Here is an 18,856-nt window from a genome sequence, read left to right as displayed (position 1 = left end):
CAAAGTTCGTGATTCAAAACTTAAGCCTCAATGCTCAATTTTAGCTAAAAATTAATTTTGATTGTGTTATGCGTTTTTAATCTATTTTGGGACTAGCACTTTGAGGTAGCTTGGGTATGATCATCCCCTTGTAAATATCCCTTATTGGAGGCAAACCGTGGCTAAACGTCGAGTCGTCGTAACTGGCTTAGGAATGTTGACGCCGCTAGGTAATGATGTTCAATCAACCTGGCAAGGCTTATTAGATGGCAAAAGTGGCATTCAAACAATAACCCACTTTGATACATCAAAATTTGGTACTAAATTCGCTGGTTTAATAAATGACTTTGATGCAACTGCATACATGTCAGCGAAAGATACTAAAAAAATGGACTTGTTTATTCAGTACGGCATTGCAGCGGGTGTTCAAGCCTTTAAAGATTCAGGCCTTGAAATTACTGAGCAAAACGCGACACGTATAGGTGTAGCTGTGGGCTCTGGTATTGGTGGCTTAACGCTTATCGAAGAAAACCACATTAAGTTATTAAATAGTGGTCCGCGCAAGTTATCGCCATTTTATGTGCCGTCTACCATTATTAATATGATCTCAGGTCACTTATCAATGATGCATGGACTTCGTGGTCCAAATATTTCAATTGTAACTGCCTGTACTACTGGTTTGCATAATATTGGCCATGCCGCGCGCATGATTGCCTACGGTGATGCAGATGCAATGGTTGCTGGCGGTGCAGAAAAAGCCTGTACCCCAATTGGTATGGGGGGCTTTAATGCTGCACGTGCACTTTCAACCCGCAATGACGACCCACAAGCGGCTTCTCGCCCTTGGGATAAAGACCGCGATGGCTTTGTGCTTTCTGACGGTGCAGGTGTTGTTGTAGTTGAAGAGTACGAACATGCAAAAGCGCGTGGCGCTAAAATTTATGCTGAGCTTGTTGGCTTTGGTATGAGCGGCGATGCGTACCACATGACATCACCACCAGAAGATGGTGCGGGCGCTGCACTTGCAATGCAAAACGCACTAAATGATGCGCAAGTAAACGCTGAGAAAATTGGTTACATTAACGCACACGGTACATCTACAAATGCAGGCGATAAAGCAGAAACTGCCGCTGTTAAGTCTATTTTTGGTAATGCAGCCAAAGATGTAATGGTAGGCTCGTCTAAATCGATGATGGGTCACTTGTTAGGTGCTGCAGGCTCGGTTGAATCGATCATTTCGATTTTATCACTGACAGATCAAAAAGTGTCGCCGACTATCAACCTTGATAACCCAGACGAAGGGTGTGACTTAGATTATATTGCTCACACTGCACGTGATGCAAAGTTAGACTTTGCACTGTGTAACTCTTTCGGTTTTGGTGGTACTAATGGCTCGTTGCTATTTAAAAAGGTATAATCTTTTTTAACAACGAATCAAATTATAAGAGCTCAGTTGTTTAACTGGGCTTTTTTTATATGCCAAATAAAATGCAAACAATAATAGCAGTAGATCAAAACAGCACTTTAAGTACGCGTGACAGAGGCTTAAATTACGGTGACGGCTTTTTTACAACGGCTAAAGTTGTTAATGGGCAAGTACAGTATTGGGCTCACCATAAAGCGCGTTTGATTGAATGCGCACAGCGCTTAGGTTTTCCTGAGCTAGATTTTAATAGCCTTGAAAATCAAATTGCTTTGCATATAAAAGCAGCACCACTCAACGTGCTTAAAATACTTGTAACGCGAGGCGAAGGCGGACGTGGTTATGGGCTGCCAAGTGAGTGTAATATTACTATTTTATTGAGCATATTAGATTACCCTAGTAATTACGAAGCGCTTGTTAAAAAGGGTGTAAATCTCGAAATAAGCCCAATTAAATTAGCAGCACAGCCTTATTTAGCGGGTCTTAAAACACTAAATCGGCTAGAGCAAGTACTAGTTAAAAAAGCAATGCAAACGCAAAACTGCGACGATGTGTTAGTGCTTGATTACAATAACAATGTAATTGAAGCTTCTGCAGCTAATATTTTTGCGATTGAAAATAAGCGTGTGTTTACGCCATTGCTTGATGAGTGCGGAATAAAGGGCGTTTATCTGCAATCGTTATGTGATAAATTGCCTGTTGAATTTAAACGCGTGAAAGTAGAACACTTAACCCAAGCAGACGCCGTATTTGTGTGCAATAGCTTAATGGGAGCAGTACCTGTAAAACGTATTGAGCAACAGGTATTTAATACAGACGAAAGCCACGCATTACTAACTAAATTATTAGCCAAGGAGGCTGAGTGTTAAAAGTTATTTTATCGGTACTTTTTTTAGCTGTTATAACCACTGCTGTTGGTTACCAGCAATTACAAGCAACAATAAATAGCCCGTTAAAGATAGCACAAAACACACAATTTGAAGTTAAGCATGGCACTGGCTTTAATAAGTTATGCCAACAATGGCAAGCTAAAAGCTGGGTAGAAAGTTGTTGGCGTTATCAGGTAATTGCCAAATTAGATCCCACACTTACCGACTTAAAAGCGGGGCTTTACGAGCTAACAGCCGATAGCGTTATTAACAACGTAAAAAAAATTAACCAAGGTCAGCAAATTAGTTTTAGTTTTACCATAATTGAAGGGCAAAACTTACGTGAAGTACTAAGTGCTATTACAAAAGCTGATAATTTACAAAACGATTTAAAAACTGACGAACTAAGTACTCAAATACTGGGTAATGACACGCACTTAGAAGGCTGGTTATTCCCCGACACTTACCATTATCATAATAACGATACTGCAAGCAGTGTATTAAAACGTGCAGCACAAAAAATGCAGCAAACATTAGATGATGCTTGGCAGCAGCGCGCCGCTAATCTACCCTATAAAACAGCATACGAAGCACTAATAATGGCTTCAATTATTGAAAAAGAAACAGGCCTTGCCAGCGAGCGTCCGTTAATTGCATCAGCGTTTGTTAATCGATTAAACACCAATATGCGCCTGCAAACCGATCCAACCGTAATATACGGGCTAGGCGCTGACTTTGATGGTGATATTAAACGTAAAGATTTACGCGATTATACGCCTTACAATACGTATCGTATTAATGGTTTACCGCCAACACCGATTGCAATGCCATCAAAAGCCGCTATTTTAGCTGCAGTTAATCCGCCGCAAAGTGAATACGTTTACTTTGTATCAAAAGGCGATGGTAGCCACCAATTTTCAACCACGTTAAAACAGCATAACGCAGCAGTTAAAACGTATATATTAAATAAAAAGAATTAATATTTTATGAAACCAAAATTTATAGTAATAGAAGGGCTAGAAGGCGCGGGTAAATCAACCGCTATTTCGTTATGCCAAGACTTTTTAAACAAACAAAAAATAGACTTCATTAACGTCCGCGAACCTGGTGGCACGCCAATGGCTGAATCGCTTCGTACGCTTGTAAAAGCAGAACACGAAGAAGAGATTGCCTTTGAAACCGAGTTGCTTATTATGTACGCAGCTCGCTCGCAGCTAATGCACAATGTTATTACCCCAGCGCTTGATAAAGGCCAATGGGTACTTGCCGATCGTCATGATTTATCGTCTCAGGCGTATCAAGGTGGCGGGCGTGGTATTAGCTCAAATACATTAGCTTCACTTTCGTCAATGGTATTAAAGGGCTTAAAGCCTGATTTAACTATTTACCTTGATATTGACCCAGTGATAGGCCTTGAACGTGCAAAAGGACGTGGTGAGCTTGACCGTATTGAACAAGAAGCCATTGAGTTTTTTCAGCGTACACGTATGCGTTATGTTGAACTTGCTAATGACGACAACACAATTAAAACGGTTGATGCAAACCAAAGTATTGATAAAGTACATCGCGATATAACCAATGTACTGCATTCATTTTTTGAAGGCCTAAAATAATATGCCATTGCCGTGGCTACATGATACCCAAGCACGTTTAGCGCAAAGTTATCGTGCAGAGCGTTTTCATCATGCGCAATTATTTTGTGGGCCTGTTGGCGTAGGTAAGTTTGAGTTAAGTGATGAGCTTGGTAATGCTTTGTTATGCCAAAATATAGCTAAGCAGGTAGCTGCGCAAAACAGTATGCTGAAACCTTGCGGACAGTGTAAAAGCTGTTTACTTAACCTGGCTGGCACTCACCCCGACAAACGTTTAACGCAAGTCGATGGGCAAAGTATTGGTGTAGATGATATTCGTGGTATTAGTGATTTTATGAATCACTCTGCAGCGCAAAATGGCAATAAAGTCGCGATAATCGAAAATTGCGAAAAAATGACCACAGCAGCAGCTAACGCATTATTAAAAACACTTGAAGAGCCAACTAATAGCCGCTTTTTAATATTAACCACAAGCCAACCACAGCAGCTCCCTGCAACTATTTTAAGTCGATGCGCTAAAAGTGACGTAAAAATAGCTAATACAGCACTTGCTCAGCAATGGCTAGAGACATTAGACATTCCTAACTATAGTTGGTTAGCACTTTTTTATAACCAACCGCTGCAAGTAAAGCATTGGCAACAGCAAGACCAGCTGAAAAATATTGATACACTGTATAAGTTTGCAACTGAGTTTAAACAAAGTCATAATTTTAAAGCGTTAGTCGATATAATAAATAAACAGCCTGAACTTGTTCGTATATTTACTTTGTTTTTAAGCGTGCAACTAAAGCAGCAATTACTGCAAGGCATGAGTTTTGACGCTTATCAAAGTGCGCAAAATGCATTAGGCGAGTTTTTACAAAATAACACACAAGTACTTGGCCTTAATTTACCGCTTGCTGTATCACGATTAGCATACACATTGCGAAATTCTTAAAAGGATTAATCATGCAAGAACTACTAGTAGACATAGACGATTTAGACGAGTTATACCGTTGCTATATGCCTTACTTAAAAAAAGGTGGCTTATTTGTACGCACTAATATGCGTTACGAAGCAGGGCATTCATTAGCGCTTAGAGTTACTTTGCCCGATGCCTTAGAAGATGACGTAGTGACAGGTAAAGTGTCGTGGATCACGCCACAAGGTGCACAAAGCTCTAATCCTCCAGGTATTGGTATTAGCTTTTTAGATGATAAAACAAACCTAAACGCTAAAATCGAAAAGCTGCTTGGGACTATGTTAAACTCAGGCGATCAAACATATACCATGTAGTTATAGGGTCGATTTTTCATTGAGATTAACGCCGCCCTATATTGGGTTCTTTTAATTGCTAAGATAATAAATTAAACGAACAAATTTAAACCCTGAACATAATACAGGCCTTATAGTGATTGTAGATTCTCATTGCCATTTAGACCGTCTTGATTTTGATAAACTAGACTTAAACCTTGACCAAGTTCTTGATAAAGCGCGTGCAAAGCAAATAGAGCACTTTTTATGTGTAAGCGTAACGCTTGATCAGTTTCCAAGCATGCTTGATAAAATTAAGCATTACGACGATGTATCAGCCTCATGCGGTGTACATCCACTTGATCAAAAAGACGCCCTTAATAAACAGCAACTAATCGACTTAGCTTCACACGACAAAGTCGTTGCTATTGGCGAAACGGGTCTTGATTACTACTATTCAAAAGATACTCATGCAGTGCAGCAAGCAAGCTTTGTTGGGCATATTGAAGTGGCTAACGAATTACAAAAACCGTTAATTATTCATACACGTGATGCCCGCAGCGATACCATTAATTTAATGCGTGAGCACAAGGCCGAAAACTGCGGTGGTGTATTACATTGCTTTACCGAAGATTGGGATATGGCAAAAAAAGCCATAGACATGGGCTTTTATATTTCTATTTCGGGCATTGTTACCTTTAAAAATGCTATTGAGCTAAAAGAAGTAGTAAAGCAAATACCGCTAGATAGATTATTAATAGAAACCGACTCGCCTTATTTAGCACCGGTACCGTATCGTGGGCAAACAAACCAGCCAGCATACGTAGAAGATGTAGCTTATTACATTAGCGAACTTAAAGGCATTAGCTTTAATGAACTTGCTAAAGCGACTACCGAAAACTTTTATTCTTTATTTAAATTAGCAGCTAAAGGCTAAATACATGATTACTCACACGGCAAACCTTCCTATTTTACTAATGGGGCCAATGGTGCGCCGTGCAGAGCAAACTGGAGTTTGTATTCAGTTTGCTACCTCCAAGCCTGCAAACTGCCAAATAAACTTATTAAATGTTGAGTGTTATAGCGATCAACATACTGTTTCTTTGGGCGAACATTTATACCTGCATTTCGTTATTATAAAGCCAATAGACAACAAACTCCCTCTAGATAGCTTATTAAGCTATGAGCTTGTAATTGACGACACAGCAATCGATTTATCGCCTTGGTGCTATAGCAATCAAACAACGCCTGCATTTGTAATCCCCGATAAACTCAGTGATATTTTGCATGGCTCGTGCCGTAATGCACATCATCCAGCAAAAGACAGCTTAGTGTCTGCAAGTCACTGGCAAAATACTCAGCGTGGTAATAATAACCAGGGCGCACAATTGCTATTACTGAGCGGTGACCAGGTTTACGCCGATGATGTAGCAGGCCCCATGTTATTAGCTATTTATCAGTTAATTAAAGCCTTAGGTATCTATAAAGAGCAACCACTTGCCATTGAGCTACCGGATGATATAAATGAGCAACTTTATAATCGCCATTTGTTTTTACCAAAAACGCCTTGGCAAAAACGCTCAAAGTTAGGTGTTGGTTACTGGCTAAAAAAAGACGAACCTCATTTTTCAAGCGTAAAAGCCTACAATCACCTTATCCATTTTGAAGAATATATAGCACTGTATTTATTAAATTTTAGTGCTGCTGCTTGGCAATGCGTTGATATACAAAACACAACGTATTCAGGTCAAAACAAGCAAAACAAAACTATTTTTGACGCTGAAAAAACAGCACTGATTGATTATGCAAAAGGCTTAAGTGAAGTAGAGCGATTGTTTGCCAATGTATCTACATTAATGATGTTTGACGATCATGATGTAACCGACGATTGGAACCTCACCGCTGGGTGGGAGCAAGCTATAAATGAAAATCCAAGTAGTAAACGGATCATCAATAACGGCTTAATTAGTTATTGGCTTTTTCAAGGAATGGGGAACGATGCACTAAATAAAACAGGCGAGTTACTAACACCTTTTAAGCAAAGCCGTACTGCTAATAATTTATGGCAGTTTAAAGCATTTGATAAACCACTAAACGATTTTAGTTTTTGGCATTATGAGTTAACTACAACCCCAAAAGTAGTGGTGCTAGATACACGTACGCACCGTTGGCGAAATGAGCAAAACTTTAATGAGCCTTCAGGCCTACTTGATTGGGAGCGTTTAACAGAGCTTGAAGAAAGCCTATTAAGCCACGATCAGGTTATTATTGTATCGCCAGCCCCTGTATTTGGTGTTAAATCAATAGAAGCCATTCAAGCCATGTTTAACATATGTGGCCAACCGCTCATGGTTGACGTAGAAAACTGGATGGCGCACGAAGGATCAGCCAAAAAGCTACTCGATACCTTTAGACGAACCGACACCCCAAACGAAACGCTTATTTTATCGGGAGACGTACATTACTCCTTTTGTTTTTCGGTACAAAAGCGTTTTGGCGATCACCCCAATCGAATTTGGCAACTTACCGCCAGTGGTATTAAAAACGAGTTCCCGCGTAAGTTAATAAACATACTCGATAAGCTCGACTCAATTTTATACGGCCCAAAAAGCCCTTTAAACTTTTTTACCAAACGCTGGCACATGGAAGTAGATAAACACCAAACCATAGGTGAAGGGCAAAAATACTTAGTAAGCGACTCAGCTATTAGTTTAATAACACTAGAGCAAGGAAATTTAGCCCGCTATCAGCTTATACATGGTGATGGTCATTTAACTGAGTTTGATTTAGAAGAACAGTAATTTAATTTCAAAATTATACCTTTAGGTTAAATGCTTTCGAAATCAAATGGTGTGTTTGTTCCATCTATCCACTATAAAATTATTTATCAATAACAATGTGGCTGGGTAATGCAATATATCGGCCTTGAAAGTATTCACACTTATTTTCAATCAGAATATCATAGGTTTCGTTATCTTCAATTAAACAAGCTATAAATTTTATACCTAAGCCATGCGAAAGAGTGATTAATGTTCTTAAAAAATATTGATTTTCTTCACATTTAAGGTTGCTAATAAAGCTGCCATCTAACTTAACGTAATCAATATTTAACCCTTGCAGATATTTTATAGAAGTTAAATTTATAGCAAAATGTTCAATACAAACTCTAAAACCAAGCCTTTTTAGTTTAGCTATTATTTGAGCCGCTTGTTGTTGACTGTCGATTATAACCGTTTCTTTTATTTCGAAAATGAGCTTTAAGGATTTTTCTTTAGCTATTTTACTTACCGATTCAAGCCAAAATATAAACTCATTACTGTAAAGAGATTGCTTAGCTAAATTAATTGCAATTGGCTTATCGTAGTCACTTAAGTCTAGTGTTAATAATTTTGTTATTATTGCTTTATCAAGCTCAACTGTTAGCTCAAGCCGTTCTGCCATAGTAAATAGTTGGTTATTATTAAGAGGTTTATCGTTATAAAAAACGTTGGAAAACAACTCGCAGTATTCAACTGTTTTTGAACTATTTTTGATCGGTTGAACACTAAAACTAATCTCTTTATTTTTGATAACGTGGTTAATAACACTACGCCATTGAGTGAAAGATATTGCAGATAAATTTGAGTTAGAAATTATATCAACTTCATGTGGAGATGTGTCTAATTGTGACAGTAAATCACTTAATTTACATGTTTTGTGATAATCGATAGCTGAAGCCCTCGCGAATAGGGTATTAAATTCTGTCGTGTTTCTTTGCGAAAAGTCTCGACTTAAATGTTCAAGCATCTCTTGCCTATATTCAATGCTAACACTTAACATTAAGATAAAAGTTCCTCCCGAGATCCTAAACATCTCACTTTCTTGAGATAAGTTAAAATTCTTTTGAATAATACTTTTAACTTCAAATACATATTCATCTCCGGCAGCAAATCCAAAGTTTTTATTAATAGACATTAAAGAATCAAGAGAAATGAGTATCAGACATGACACATCATCTTTATTCATACCAGTTTGAATTGCACTAAATTGATTTTCAAAAGCGCGTCGGTTACCCAGCTTTGTAAGTTCGTCTTGAAAAACCTTTTTTGATAAAGTTTCACTATGCTCTGATAAAGACTGAAAGGTAGAGTTTAAATTTCTTACCATGTTATTCATAGCTTTAGTTACAGTTCTCAGTTCTATTGAGAATGGTACATCATCATTAATGATGAATTTTTTATGTGTAACTGATTGGGCTTGTTTTTCAAGCTTTTTAAGAGGCCTAAATATAGCGCTAAGTATTAAGTATCCTAGTGTTAAGCTAATAATTAAAAGTACTAAAGATGTAACACAGGTGTCTATTGCATGTTTCCATAACTTTTCATACGAAAGGCCCGGGTGGCTTTCTACGGTTAAAGTACCAGCGATATTCCATCCATTATTAACTTCGCTCGATTCCGGTACTCTTGGGAGTTCAAACATAGATATAAACCAAGGAGGAATATCTCGTGCTGCAAGTGGATTAACCCTTTCGATTAAAGTATTACCTTTATTATCGACAAACTTGATACTGTGATAGTAGCCAGAGTCAAATATAGCTGAGACCATAGTCTCTGCTATGACCAAATTAGTGTCATCAGTATAAGGAGAAATAGACAGTCCTAAATTAATAGCTGCGTCGTTAGCGTGTACGCTCATTTGCTCAGTGAAGTAAGCTTTAGTTGTATTAATATCAATAATTAAACGTGCAAAAAAAGAAATAGAAACAAGTACAAAAATAAGACCATATATCTGTGTTTTAAGACTCATGCCAATATTAATTTTATTATTCAATTTTAGTTTCTCCATTACTAACATTTATATCTCCTTCTATACGTTCAATCATATCTTGCCAAGATTTTAAACCGTGTTGTTTTCGTACTTTTTTTCCTATACCCCTAGCTTTAGAAAGCCAAAGGCCATGACCATTAAAGCTATAAATAGGTTTTAGATCTGGGCGTTTGGTTGCGGGTAAAATTTTATGCTTAAAGTTATCAAGTATAAGCGGAGGTGAATCATCGTTTTCTATATAAATTAATACCATGTGGGGGACATCAACCGTTAATTGACGTACGTACATTAACCTAAGTTTATTTTCAGGAAAACCTAATGCAAGGAGTGAAAAATATTTGGCAATAGCATAATCCTCACAATCACCACCTCCTCTACCTATCGTTTCGATAGGAGAAGCCCAGTAATCCTTTTTTCCCCAAAAAACGATATCTTCGTAGTATTTAATTTCTTCATTAAAGAACATGTTTACAGTGTTCAATTGCGACCACTCATTATCAGCTTGACCGTTTTCTAACAGTTTTAGCCAGTTGCCATAACGCATGACACCATCTTTGTTATATTTGTTCTCAATCAATTGTAATAATTTTTTATTATTGAGTTTATCCTCTATTTTTTGAGAAAAAACAAATAATGAAAAAATACACATACAGAGAAAGATTATTGTTTTTTTCAAATGCTTTTATTACCTAAAACATATTTAAAATTCAATTCTATTTTGCTAATCTTTTTTTGCTGCTAAGTAAACCTAAGCATAATACAACAATAAAAGTCATTGCGTTAGCTGTTGCTTGCAGCGGGAAATCAACAATAATATGAAGCATCATAAATGTAATGGCAGTTGCTACACCAAAACTAACGCCTTGATATAGCGATGATGTTCGTTGAGTCATATTATTAAAGCAAATATATAAAATATATAGCAATGACAATAAGCTAAAAAAACAGGTTAAAAAACCAAACTCAATTGCAAATTGAATATACTCATTATGTGCATGGTCATAAAACCCAGAATAAGGCATTGATTGGCTAGTTGGAAATAATCCATAATAGCTTCCTCCACCTGAACCAGGTATAAAATATTCCTCGAATAAAGGAATGGAATCTTTAATGACTTCATCTCTTGTTTCTTCAATAAAGCTAGTCTCAGCTAATCTTTCTTGTAATTTATCAGCACCAAAAAGACTACCGACAATAAGAGTATCGAGTACAAAAAAACTTATAATGAGATATTTTAATGACCATGGTTTTGATCTATAAAACTTAAGAGCAAACACACTGACCAAGGAGAGGGACACTAAAAAAGCAATGTTTCCCATTCTTGAGCGAGTTAAAAGTAACGCAACAACAATAATGATAAGGCACAGACGAATAACTAATTTTTTCGATAAAAGAGCCTTTATTAAATCTCTAAGGTAATGACTTACTTTACTATTTGAATTTTTTTTAATGTTTAATTCACTAATTATAAAGCCGATTCCTAGTGATAAAATAATCGCTAGATAATTAGCTAAATGGTTGTGATATACAAAAGAGCCATTAGCTCTTTGTGCGTATTCAAAACTAAAAATAGGAGTATCAGAAGGAGATGATAAATTTAGAAATGTTGCATAAATTGCTTGGACTAACCCTGCAATAATTAAGGAATAAATAATGGTAACTATTCTTTTTTTATCAAAAGTATATGTGCAAATGAGCCAAGCAAACATAAAAAAACTAACTGTTTTTAATAAAATTATTTGAGTCTGTATTGGATCTGTTGAATAAGAAAATATAATTTGGCTTAATAAAGTAAGTAGTAAAACACCAATTAAGCTGAAAATAGGCCAAGTTCGCAGGGGAGGAGAAAAGCCATTTTTTTTGTTTATATTGAATAGACAGTGTAAAAAAAACAACAAAAAAACAACAACTTCAGAAACTGCCCAAGCCCAAGGCCTATTACTGCCTAGAGGTATCGGAAGCCATATAATTAAGCTACAAAGGCTATAAAAAATAAATTTATTAAACATAAAAAGAAAACCCATAAAATGGGTTCCTTATAGAAGACTATGAAATTAGTTGCTTGAAACTGTTGTTCCGCCACCGCCACCACCAGAACCAGTAGATCCTGTTAGCGGAGTACCTGTACCAGACGTTAAACCAGAACCACCAGGGTTACCTGCAGCAGTACCAGAGCTAATTAGTTCTAAATTTAAATTAGGGTTAGAACTCGCTAGTACAATTAAATCATCTTCTGACATACCATTCGCTTTAGCAAAAGCAAAAAATGACTCTTGTTGACTTTCGGTAAGAGATAAATTAGCAAATAACGCACTTAAACAATCTTTTTTTAGAGTATCAGCGAGAGCTAAACACTCAGAAAGTTGCTCAGAGGCAATATTAGCTTTCTCATCAGAATCTTGTTGTGCCGATACCATTAGAGGAAAAGCGAGAACAATGATTAAAAAATTGACCTTTTTCATTTATTTACATCCTTATTTTAATTCCAACTTGTAATGAATAAGCTAGTAGCAATTTATTCATTAGTCAAAGTATATATTTAATAAAATAATTTGCATCTTTTTTATTTTTAACCATTCTGGGCAAAATAGGGTGTTTTAATAATTATGTCTAAAGCATTAATCATTAGTGTTATTTAACAGGATGTTAAAACAAAGGCGAATTTTAACTTGTTTTGTCTATTTGTAAACGTTAAAATTAAGAAAATATACGTCGTGTTCTTGAGTGTGTAGACTTCATTCACATAAAAGATTTGGTATATTTTCAATCTTTAGTTTAAGAAAGCCAAACTTGGTGTGAATCAAGGACGGAAAGCCACGGGTCTCCTCAAGGAATTAGTATCAGGATGATAGCCGGGTTGCTGAACATTATTATTTATAATTATAAATGTGAGGCACAAAATGAACACTTCAAATTTAGAAACAATCATATCCGGAATCGAAGGTTATTACGATTCAGTTCAATCTAGTCCAATCGATGATTTTAGTGAAAGTGAAGAGTCTTTATATGCAAGACTTGATTTTGGCTGGGTTGTTGATAAAGCAACTGCCAGAAGTTTTGCTTGGAACGATTTAATTGATGGTATTAACAATGACTCAATTGAGAACAACTCTCTCTCTAGCAATTCTATTATTGGCTCTTCACATTCTGACGTAATTATTGGCAATACTCAGAATAATTTTTTAGATGGTGGTAACGGCGCTGATTATATAGATGGTGGCAAAGGTAATGATATTATTTTTGGCGGTCTAGGAAAAGATTGGTTAATAGGTGGAAAAGGTAATGACCTTCTTAATGGTGGCGTAGAATGGGGTGAAACGCTTGATGGAGGAGAAGGTAAAGATACAATCGATTATACCGGCGACACTCTCGATGGTGAAGGTATTTATATACGATTAGATCAAAATTTTGTTACTACATTGGAAATAAAAGACTCTCATTCGTGGGGAGATATGATAGCTGGAATAGATAATAATACCCTACAACATGACAACCTAGTTTCTATTGAAAATGCTATTGGCTCGAAATATAGTGATTCTATAAACGGTGACTCTGGTGATAATATTTTGCATGGAGGTCTTGGTGGTAACGATTGGATTGGCGGTGGTCGTGGTAATGATACTGCTAGTTATGAAGGGAACACTGAAGATGGGGCTGGGGTATTTGTACGTTTAAATCTAGGCTGGGCTTGGAGTTCTGAAGATAATTATAATATGTCTTGGCAACAAATAGTTGATGGAATCAACAGTAACACTTTAGATCACGATAAGCTTGGAAGTATCGAAAACGTAATTGGTAGTATCCATTCTGATTCATTAGGTGGCGATAATAACAATAATGTTATAGATGGTCGCGAAGGCAATGATTATATTTCTGGTGGTCATGGCGATGATATATTAATTGGTGGCTTAGGAATTGACCACATAGTTGCTGGTAGCGGTAATGATATGATTTTCGCGGATGAAACCGACTCGCCTATTGATGGTGGCACTGGTTTTGATATTGTTTCGTATGAAGACGTTAATGGCGATAATGAAGTAAATATTGATCTTGCAAGCTCTGCTCACTCAGGTATAGAAGCCGTTGTTATTGGTAGTGACTTACAACAACAAGTGCATAATATCAATGTGGCACTTGACCAAATAGCGGCAGAAACAGAAGGTGCTTATAACGATATGTTTTTTGCCATTGGTATCGATACTTTAACGTTTAGTGACAGTGTTGGTGTTGCCACACTAACTCAAGAGCTTGAAGGTGCTTACGAGGCTGAGTTAGTAGCATTGTTAGGCCTAGACGAGTCAACTCAATTACAAGCGACGGTTTATGCAACTGAGGGAGAAAACTTAGTTACAGTTATTCAAGATGTAATAATTGATTCTGGTATGGATATTGGTGGTATAGGTTCACAAGACTTTATGGGCCAAGACAGCATGTATATAGCTTAATTGTTAATGATTTAGAACAGCAGTCGTTAAAAACTGCTGTTCTATATTTAAAAGGAATTAGTGTGAAATCACTAAAAAAGCATATACGCAATCGTGTTAAATGGACATTTTTTTTTAGTTTTATAACTAGTTTATTAATGCTAGTTGTCCCTATTTATTCTCTTCAAGTATTCGATCGTGTTCTGAGCTCATTTAGTCTAGATACCTTATATTTACTAACTGTTATAGCTGGCTGGTTAGTATTAGTTTATGGTTTTTTGGAGTGGGCAAAACAAAGGTTATTACACGCAACTGCAAACGAGTGGCGTGAGCAGGCAACTAGCTTCTACGCAGAAACTGGTTTCACAAAAAGTGAAAACGGTAAGCTAATTAATGATATAAAATTAACTGAAAATGGTTTACAAAACCATTTAGCGACAGTTGCCGATATACCCTGGACTAGTATTTTCTTATTTGTGCTTTTGCTCATTCACCCAACTTTTTTTTATATTGCAATATTTAGCATTTTTATACTTATTATTTTTTCATGGATAAACTATTTACACAGTCAAACAATAAGTAATCAAGCAGTAGCAAGTGATATGCAAGCAGCTATTTTAGTAAACAAGCACTACTTAGTTGCCTCAGGCTTAATTTCTTCAATGGTCTCGGTTTGGAAAAAACATACTCAACAATCTGCAAGTACGCAAATAAGCTATAAAATTAAAACACTAAATGTTAGTAGTTTATCTAAAACATATAGGCTACTTGTGCAAATAGCCGTTACTTGTGTAGGTGTTTCGTATGTATTAAATCAAGCATTATCTGTTGGCGGTATGATTGCAGCGAGTTTAATTATTGGCCGAGCCTTAGCGCCATTTGAGCAGTCTGTTTTGCAGTTGCAACACTGGGTAATATGTTATAAAGCTTGGAAAAGAGTTACCTCATATAAGAAGATTGAAGAAATAAAAAACCAACCCCCTTTGCCCAAAGGTTCACTAATCGCTAACAAAGTTATTTACAAATACAGCAATGCGAACAAAATTTTTATAAAAGCTTTTAGTGCAAAATTTACCTCTTCTCACGTGGTTTTGGGGGCCAATGGCTCTGGTAAAACGACCCTATTAAAAATATTGTCTGATGAATACATTCCTTTTTCAGGCGATGTAAGGGTAGAGGGCAGCCTTTTGAATAGCTGGGACTCTTTGAGTAAACAAAAAATAATAGGGATTTACCGTTCAGATTTACCTTTGACAAAAACGAGTATAATTTCAAATATGGCAACAGATGAAAATCACTCTTACGCAATGAAGTTAGCACAAGAGTTAGGACTTCATAAAAGTATAATGCAGCACACTAACGGCTACGATACAGAACTTGTAAATGCAGCAAACCAACTTAGTAGTTCTGAAATACAGTTAATTATATTAATTAGGGCACTTTCTAATAAACCACATATATTAATTGCAGATAATATTGATGATCATTTAGATACTAGGGCAGAACTTGCTTTAGCTAAGCTTTTAGCTAAAAGAACAGAGCAAGGTAAAATTACAATTTATTCCGCAAAAAAAATGAACTTAATAAGTAAAGCACAAAATATTATTTACTTAGAGGAAGGAAGCGTTCAATTTAATGGTAAGAGCACAGATTTTTTTGCTAATCGCAATAAAATAAAAGAGGTTAGCAATGGATAATATAACAAGTAAAAAGTGGTTAATTACCTGCTTTATAATATTTATTTTTGGCTTTGGTACTTTCGTTATTTGGTCTGTATTTTCTACTTTAAGTTCCGCATCTATGGCTGCGGGAAGTGTTGTTGTTAAGGGTCATAAAAAAAGTGTACAGCATTTAGAGGGCGGGATAATAGAGGCGATTTATATTGAAGAGGGGCAGTATATAAATAAAGGTGATGTATTATTTAAATTAGCTAAAGATCAATCTCAAAATTTATTTGAACAAACACAAACTCAGTACCAATATGCTAAGGCTGCTTTTCAACGCATACAAGCCGAGCTAGCAGGGGTTAATACACTTGTTTTTACTGACTTCGATCAAACTAATACTGAAATTAAACAAATGATTGAGTATCAAGTTGAACAGTTTAATGCAAATAAGCACAAACAAAACAGTTTAATATCTCTACAGGAAGAAATAAAAGAACAAAGTACACAAGAGTTACAAACACTGTTAGCGAGACAAGCATCGGATAAAAAGCAGCTGAAAATTGCAGATGAGCAAGTTACCATGTACCAAGAGCTAGAGAAAAAAGGCTACTCATCTCGAGCACAGTTTTTAGGAGCTAAAAGTAACCAAGAATTAATTCGAGGGCGATTGAGTGAATATATAGGATTAATCCAACGCTCTAAAGCATCAATTAATGAGTCAGAACTATCACTTGCAAGTATTAAAATTGAACATCAAAAGCAGTTACGTGAAATTTTCGAAAAGCAACAAGAACTATTAAGAATTAGACATTCAGAATATATGCGGGCTAAAGATGTTTTAGATAGAACGACTATAATTAGTCCTATATCAGGATATGTTGTTAATTTATCGGTAAATACACTTCAGGGGGTTATAAGCCCGAGGCAAGTATTATTAGAGATCGTTCCAGATACAAACGATTTGCTAGTAGAAGTTTTATTAAACCCTAAAGATATAGAATCGGTACATAAAGGAATGAAAGCAAAAATACGATTATCATCTTACAATATGCGCCGTGTAGCACCTATTGATGGTGTAGTTGAGAACGTATCAGCTGATAGAATATATGATAAAGAAAAAGATATATCTGCTTATAAAGTTAAAGTTAAAATCGAAAATAATAGAACTGATATAGATTTATACCCTGGTATGCCTGCTGAAGTAATGATCTTACTCGAAGAAAGAACTCCTCTAGATTATTTACTTTCACCATTAACAGAGCTTAATTATAACGCATTCAGAGAGATAGATTAAACTTCACAATAAAGCCAATGCTTTCTGTTTTAGAATGTATTGGCTTTATGCATTTAATTATACGATCCCCCACAATCATCATGACCACCAGAACCACGTTTTTTACGCTTTTTATGATTCGATTTATGCCTTGAGCCATTGCCACCGCCAACACATCCATGATTAGGACCATGGCTTTCATTATTAACAAAGCCATTTCCACGCCTGGATAGCCACCATTCAAACTGTTGATTAAGTTGATTACCTCTAGTATTTAATGATGATGACTTAACATTACGCATAGCTTTTGATAAATCATTAAAAGCCTCTTTATCAAACTTGTATTTATTATCAATCGGTTTATTTTGATTTATGTATGAAGTAAAAGCTTGATATACGTTAGCTCGAGTATAATCATTTGCCTGAGATGATAACGAAACAAAAAAACATAAACCACTTAAAACTATTTTTTTTGTAAAATTCATTTTAATTCCTATTTTAATATATCTTTTCTGATTGTATTATATTAGAGAGTTTAAGTGAATTTATTTTAAAAGGTTTAAAAAGGGTGGGGGAATAAAATGTCACGATATTGCTTTCTAAATAACAGTTATGAATAGTTATTCCAATCTATATTTGATAAAATAAATTAGGATTTTTTATCTATAGGGATATGTTTTGGGTATAAATGTTATTTTGAAAGGGTCATCTATACTTTCTATAGGGCAGCTTTTTTCACAGCTCACAGGCTTGTTAAGAAACTCATTGATCGGACATGCTGTTAGCCCTGAAGATTTTGGGCGTGCAGCAGTATTTGCCTTAGTTGTTTCTTTGGTTGAGTCTATTAGTGAAATATCAGCAGATAAATTAATATTGCAATATAGATTTGGCGGGAATCATAAGGTTATTTCAGGTATCCATTTTTTAAATATCTGTAAGGGAGCCTTATGTTCAATACTGATTATTCTTCTGCATCCTTTGTTTCTATACTTTTTTGATATGAGAGAGGCGTCATGGGGCTTATATTTAGTTGCTGCTGTTCCCTTTATTAAGGGATTTGTTAATTTTGACTTTATTAAAAAACAACGTGAACTTGAATTTATAAATCTAGTAAAGTTAGATGTTTTTTGTCAATTAATAGCTCTTTTTATTGTATATATAACATTAGAGTTTATGGCAGATTATAGAGCTTCTTTGTTTGCTATTTTAGCTCAAGCTTTATCATACACACTATATTCACACTGGCAATGCAAACATAGGTATAGTGCTAAGTTAAATAAAGTTATATTAATTAAAACAATAAAATTTGGTTGGCCATTATTGATTAATGGGCTTGGCTTGTTCTTGATTTTACAAGGGGATAAGTTTATTGTATCGAAATTTTTTAGTATGGATATATTGGGTTATTTTGCTGCTCTTACTATGTTGGCTTTAATGCCAGCGGTGATCATCTCAAAAGTACTCATGAGTACACTCCTGCCTATATACTCAAAGAAAAGCTATAAAGATAATTTTATAACATCAAATCTTCCCTATTTTTTATCTTTTTTATACATTATATATATATATATATTTGGTGATTTTTTC

The 18,856-nt window shown here is 35.7% G+C and carries 17 protein-coding genes and 1 riboswitch; of the genes, 12 read left to right on the top strand and 5 right to left on the bottom strand.

Annotated elements, in window-relative coordinates; translation table 11 throughout:
• Nucleotides 1-157 precede the first annotated feature (157 nt).
• From fabF to H5160_RS19440, 8 genes are all read left to right on the top strand, one after another.
• The gene (gene fabF / locus H5160_RS19475; protein ID WP_182738450.1) at nt 158-1,396 is read left to right on the top strand and encodes a beta-ketoacyl-ACP synthase II; all 1,239 of its coding nucleotides are present in this window, start codon (nt 158-160) and stop codon (nt 1,394-1,396) included.
• 59 nt (nt 1,397-1,455) lie between these two features.
• Nucleotides 1,456-2,271 (top strand): aminodeoxychorismate lyase, encoded by an 816-nt coding sequence (gene pabC, locus H5160_RS19470; protein WP_182738448.1) that lies wholly within the window; start codon nt 1,456-1,458, stop codon nt 2,269-2,271.
• Nucleotides 2,265-3,251 carry an endolytic transglycosylase MltG gene (gene mltG, locus H5160_RS19465; RefSeq protein WP_182738446.1) on the top strand — a complete coding sequence of 329 codons (987 nt, stop codon included), beginning with the start codon at nt 2,265-2,267 and terminating at the stop codon, nt 3,249-3,251. The genes pabC and mltG overlap by 7 nt, the downstream gene beginning before the upstream one ends.
• Before the next feature lie 6 nt (nt 3,252-3,257).
• Nucleotides 3,258-3,884 carry a dTMP kinase gene (gene tmk, locus H5160_RS19460; RefSeq protein WP_182738444.1) on the top strand — a complete coding sequence of 209 codons (627 nt, stop codon included), beginning with the start codon at nt 3,258-3,260 and terminating at the stop codon, nt 3,882-3,884.
• A 1-nt stretch (nt 3,885) separates the two neighbouring features.
• A complete protein-coding gene (locus H5160_RS19455; protein WP_182738442.1) occupies nt 3,886-4,800 on the top strand; it encodes a DNA polymerase III subunit in 915 nt (304 codons plus the stop codon).
• A gap of 11 nt (nt 4,801-4,811) precedes the next feature.
• Nucleotides 4,812-5,138 (top strand): PilZ domain-containing protein, encoded by a 327-nt coding sequence (locus tag H5160_RS19450; protein WP_002962367.1) that lies wholly within the window; start codon nt 4,812-4,814, stop codon nt 5,136-5,138.
• 115 nt (nt 5,139-5,253) lie between these two features.
• Complete coding sequence (locus H5160_RS19445; protein ID WP_024594691.1) at nt 5,254-6,033, top strand: TatD family hydrolase; 780 nt, start codon at nt 5,254-5,256, stop codon at nt 6,031-6,033.
• Between the two features lie 4 nt (nt 6,034-6,037).
• Nucleotides 6,038-7,897, top strand: a complete 1,860-nt coding sequence (locus tag H5160_RS19440) for an alkaline phosphatase D family protein (RefSeq protein WP_182738440.1) — start codon at nt 6,038-6,040, stop codon at nt 7,895-7,897.
• A gap of 79 nt (nt 7,898-7,976) precedes the next feature.
• On the opposite strand, the gene H5160_RS19435 is transcribed toward H5160_RS19440, so the two are convergent.
• From H5160_RS19435 to H5160_RS19420, 4 genes are read right to left on the bottom strand one after another with little or no spacing between them, the layout of a single operon-like run.
• Entirely contained in the window at nt 7,977-9,932 is a 1,956-nt protein-coding gene (locus H5160_RS19435; protein WP_182738438.1) for an EAL domain-containing protein, read from the bottom strand.
• Complete coding sequence (locus tag H5160_RS19430; RefSeq protein ID WP_259417327.1) at nt 9,901-10,581, bottom strand: transglutaminase-like cysteine peptidase; 681 nt, start codon at nt 10,579-10,581, stop codon at nt 9,901-9,903. The genes H5160_RS19435 and H5160_RS19430 overlap by 32 nt, the downstream gene beginning before the upstream one ends.
• 37 nt (nt 10,582-10,618) lie before the next feature.
• The gene (locus tag H5160_RS19425) at nt 10,619-11,929 is read right to left on the bottom strand and encodes an O-antigen ligase (protein ID WP_182738436.1); all 1,311 of its coding nucleotides are present in this window, start codon (nt 11,927-11,929) and stop codon (nt 10,619-10,621) included.
• Nucleotides 11,930-11,959: 30 nt separating this feature from the next.
• Nucleotides 11,960-12,367 (bottom strand): hypothetical protein, encoded by a 408-nt coding sequence (locus H5160_RS19420; RefSeq protein WP_182738434.1) that lies wholly within the window; start codon nt 12,365-12,367, stop codon nt 11,960-11,962.
• Between the two features lie 311 nt (nt 12,368-12,678).
• Nucleotides 12,679-12,770, top strand: a riboswitch (cyclic di-GMP riboswitch).
• A 35-nt stretch (nt 12,771-12,805) separates the two neighbouring features.
• Here H5160_RS19420 and H5160_RS19415 point away from each other — a divergent pair.
• From H5160_RS19415 to H5160_RS19405, 3 genes are all read left to right on the top strand, one after another.
• Nucleotides 12,806-14,350: a calcium-binding protein gene (locus H5160_RS19415; RefSeq protein WP_182738432.1), complete on the top strand. Its 1,545-nt coding sequence runs from the start codon at nt 12,806-12,808 to the stop codon at nt 14,348-14,350.
• 62 nt (nt 14,351-14,412) lie between these two features.
• Nucleotides 14,413-16,026 (top strand): ATP-binding cassette domain-containing protein, encoded by a 1,614-nt coding sequence (locus tag H5160_RS20610; RefSeq protein ID WP_182738430.1) that lies wholly within the window; start codon nt 14,413-14,415, stop codon nt 16,024-16,026.
• Complete coding sequence (locus H5160_RS19405; protein ID WP_182738428.1) at nt 16,019-17,290, top strand: HlyD family type I secretion periplasmic adaptor subunit; 1,272 nt, start codon at nt 16,019-16,021, stop codon at nt 17,288-17,290. Before H5160_RS20610 ends, H5160_RS19405 begins: the two co-directional genes overlap by 8 nt.
• 53 nt (nt 17,291-17,343) lie before the next feature.
• On the opposite strand, the gene H5160_RS19400 is transcribed toward H5160_RS19405, so the two are convergent.
• The gene (locus H5160_RS19400) at nt 17,344-17,754 is read right to left on the bottom strand and encodes a hypothetical protein (RefSeq protein WP_182738426.1); all 411 of its coding nucleotides are present in this window, start codon (nt 17,752-17,754) and stop codon (nt 17,344-17,346) included.
• 193 nt (nt 17,755-17,947) lie between these two features.
• Between H5160_RS19400 and H5160_RS19395 the strand changes: the two genes are divergently transcribed.
• Nucleotides 17,948-18,856: oligosaccharide flippase family protein (locus H5160_RS19395; protein WP_182738425.1), on the top strand; the 909-nt coding region annotated here is incomplete at its 3' end.

This window comes from Pseudoalteromonas sp. SG43-4 (assembly GCF_014164325.1).
Taxonomy (GTDB): domain Bacteria; phylum Pseudomonadota; class Gammaproteobacteria; order Enterobacterales; family Alteromonadaceae; genus Pseudoalteromonas; species Pseudoalteromonas distincta.
This window is presented reverse-complemented; position numbering and strand designations above follow the sequence as displayed.

Coding starts and splice junctions, on each gene's coding strand:
- pabC (WP_182738448.1), top strand. CDS start 1,456: ATGCCAAATAAAATGCAAACAATAATAGCAGTAGATCAAAACAGCACT.
- tmk (WP_182738444.1), top strand. CDS start 3,258: ATGAAACCAAAATTTATAGTAATAGAAGGGCTAGAAGGCGCGGGTAAA.
- H5160_RS19455 (WP_182738442.1), top strand. CDS start 3,886: ATGCCATTGCCGTGGCTACATGATACCCAAGCACGTTTAGCGCAAAGT.
- H5160_RS19450 (WP_002962367.1), top strand. CDS start 4,812: ATGCAAGAACTACTAGTAGACATAGACGATTTAGACGAGTTATACCGT.
- H5160_RS19440 (WP_182738440.1), top strand. CDS start 6,038: ATGATTACTCACACGGCAAACCTTCCTATTTTACTAATGGGGCCAATG.
- H5160_RS19435 (WP_182738438.1), bottom strand. CDS start 9,932: ATGTTAGTAATGGAGAAACTAAAATTGAATAATAAAATTAATATTGGC.
- H5160_RS19425 (WP_182738436.1), bottom strand. CDS start 11,929: ATGGGTTTTCTTTTTATGTTTAATAAATTTATTTTTTATAGCCTTTGT.
- H5160_RS19420 (WP_182738434.1), bottom strand. CDS start 12,367: ATGAAAAAGGTCAATTTTTTAATCATTGTTCTCGCTTTTCCTCTAATG.
- H5160_RS19415 (WP_182738432.1), top strand. CDS start 12,806: ATGAACACTTCAAATTTAGAAACAATCATATCCGGAATCGAAGGTTAT.
- H5160_RS19405 (WP_182738428.1), top strand. CDS start 16,019: ATGGATAATATAACAAGTAAAAAGTGGTTAATTACCTGCTTTATAATA.
- H5160_RS19400 (WP_182738426.1), bottom strand. CDS start 17,754: ATGAATTTTACAAAAAAAATAGTTTTAAGTGGTTTATGTTTTTTTGTT.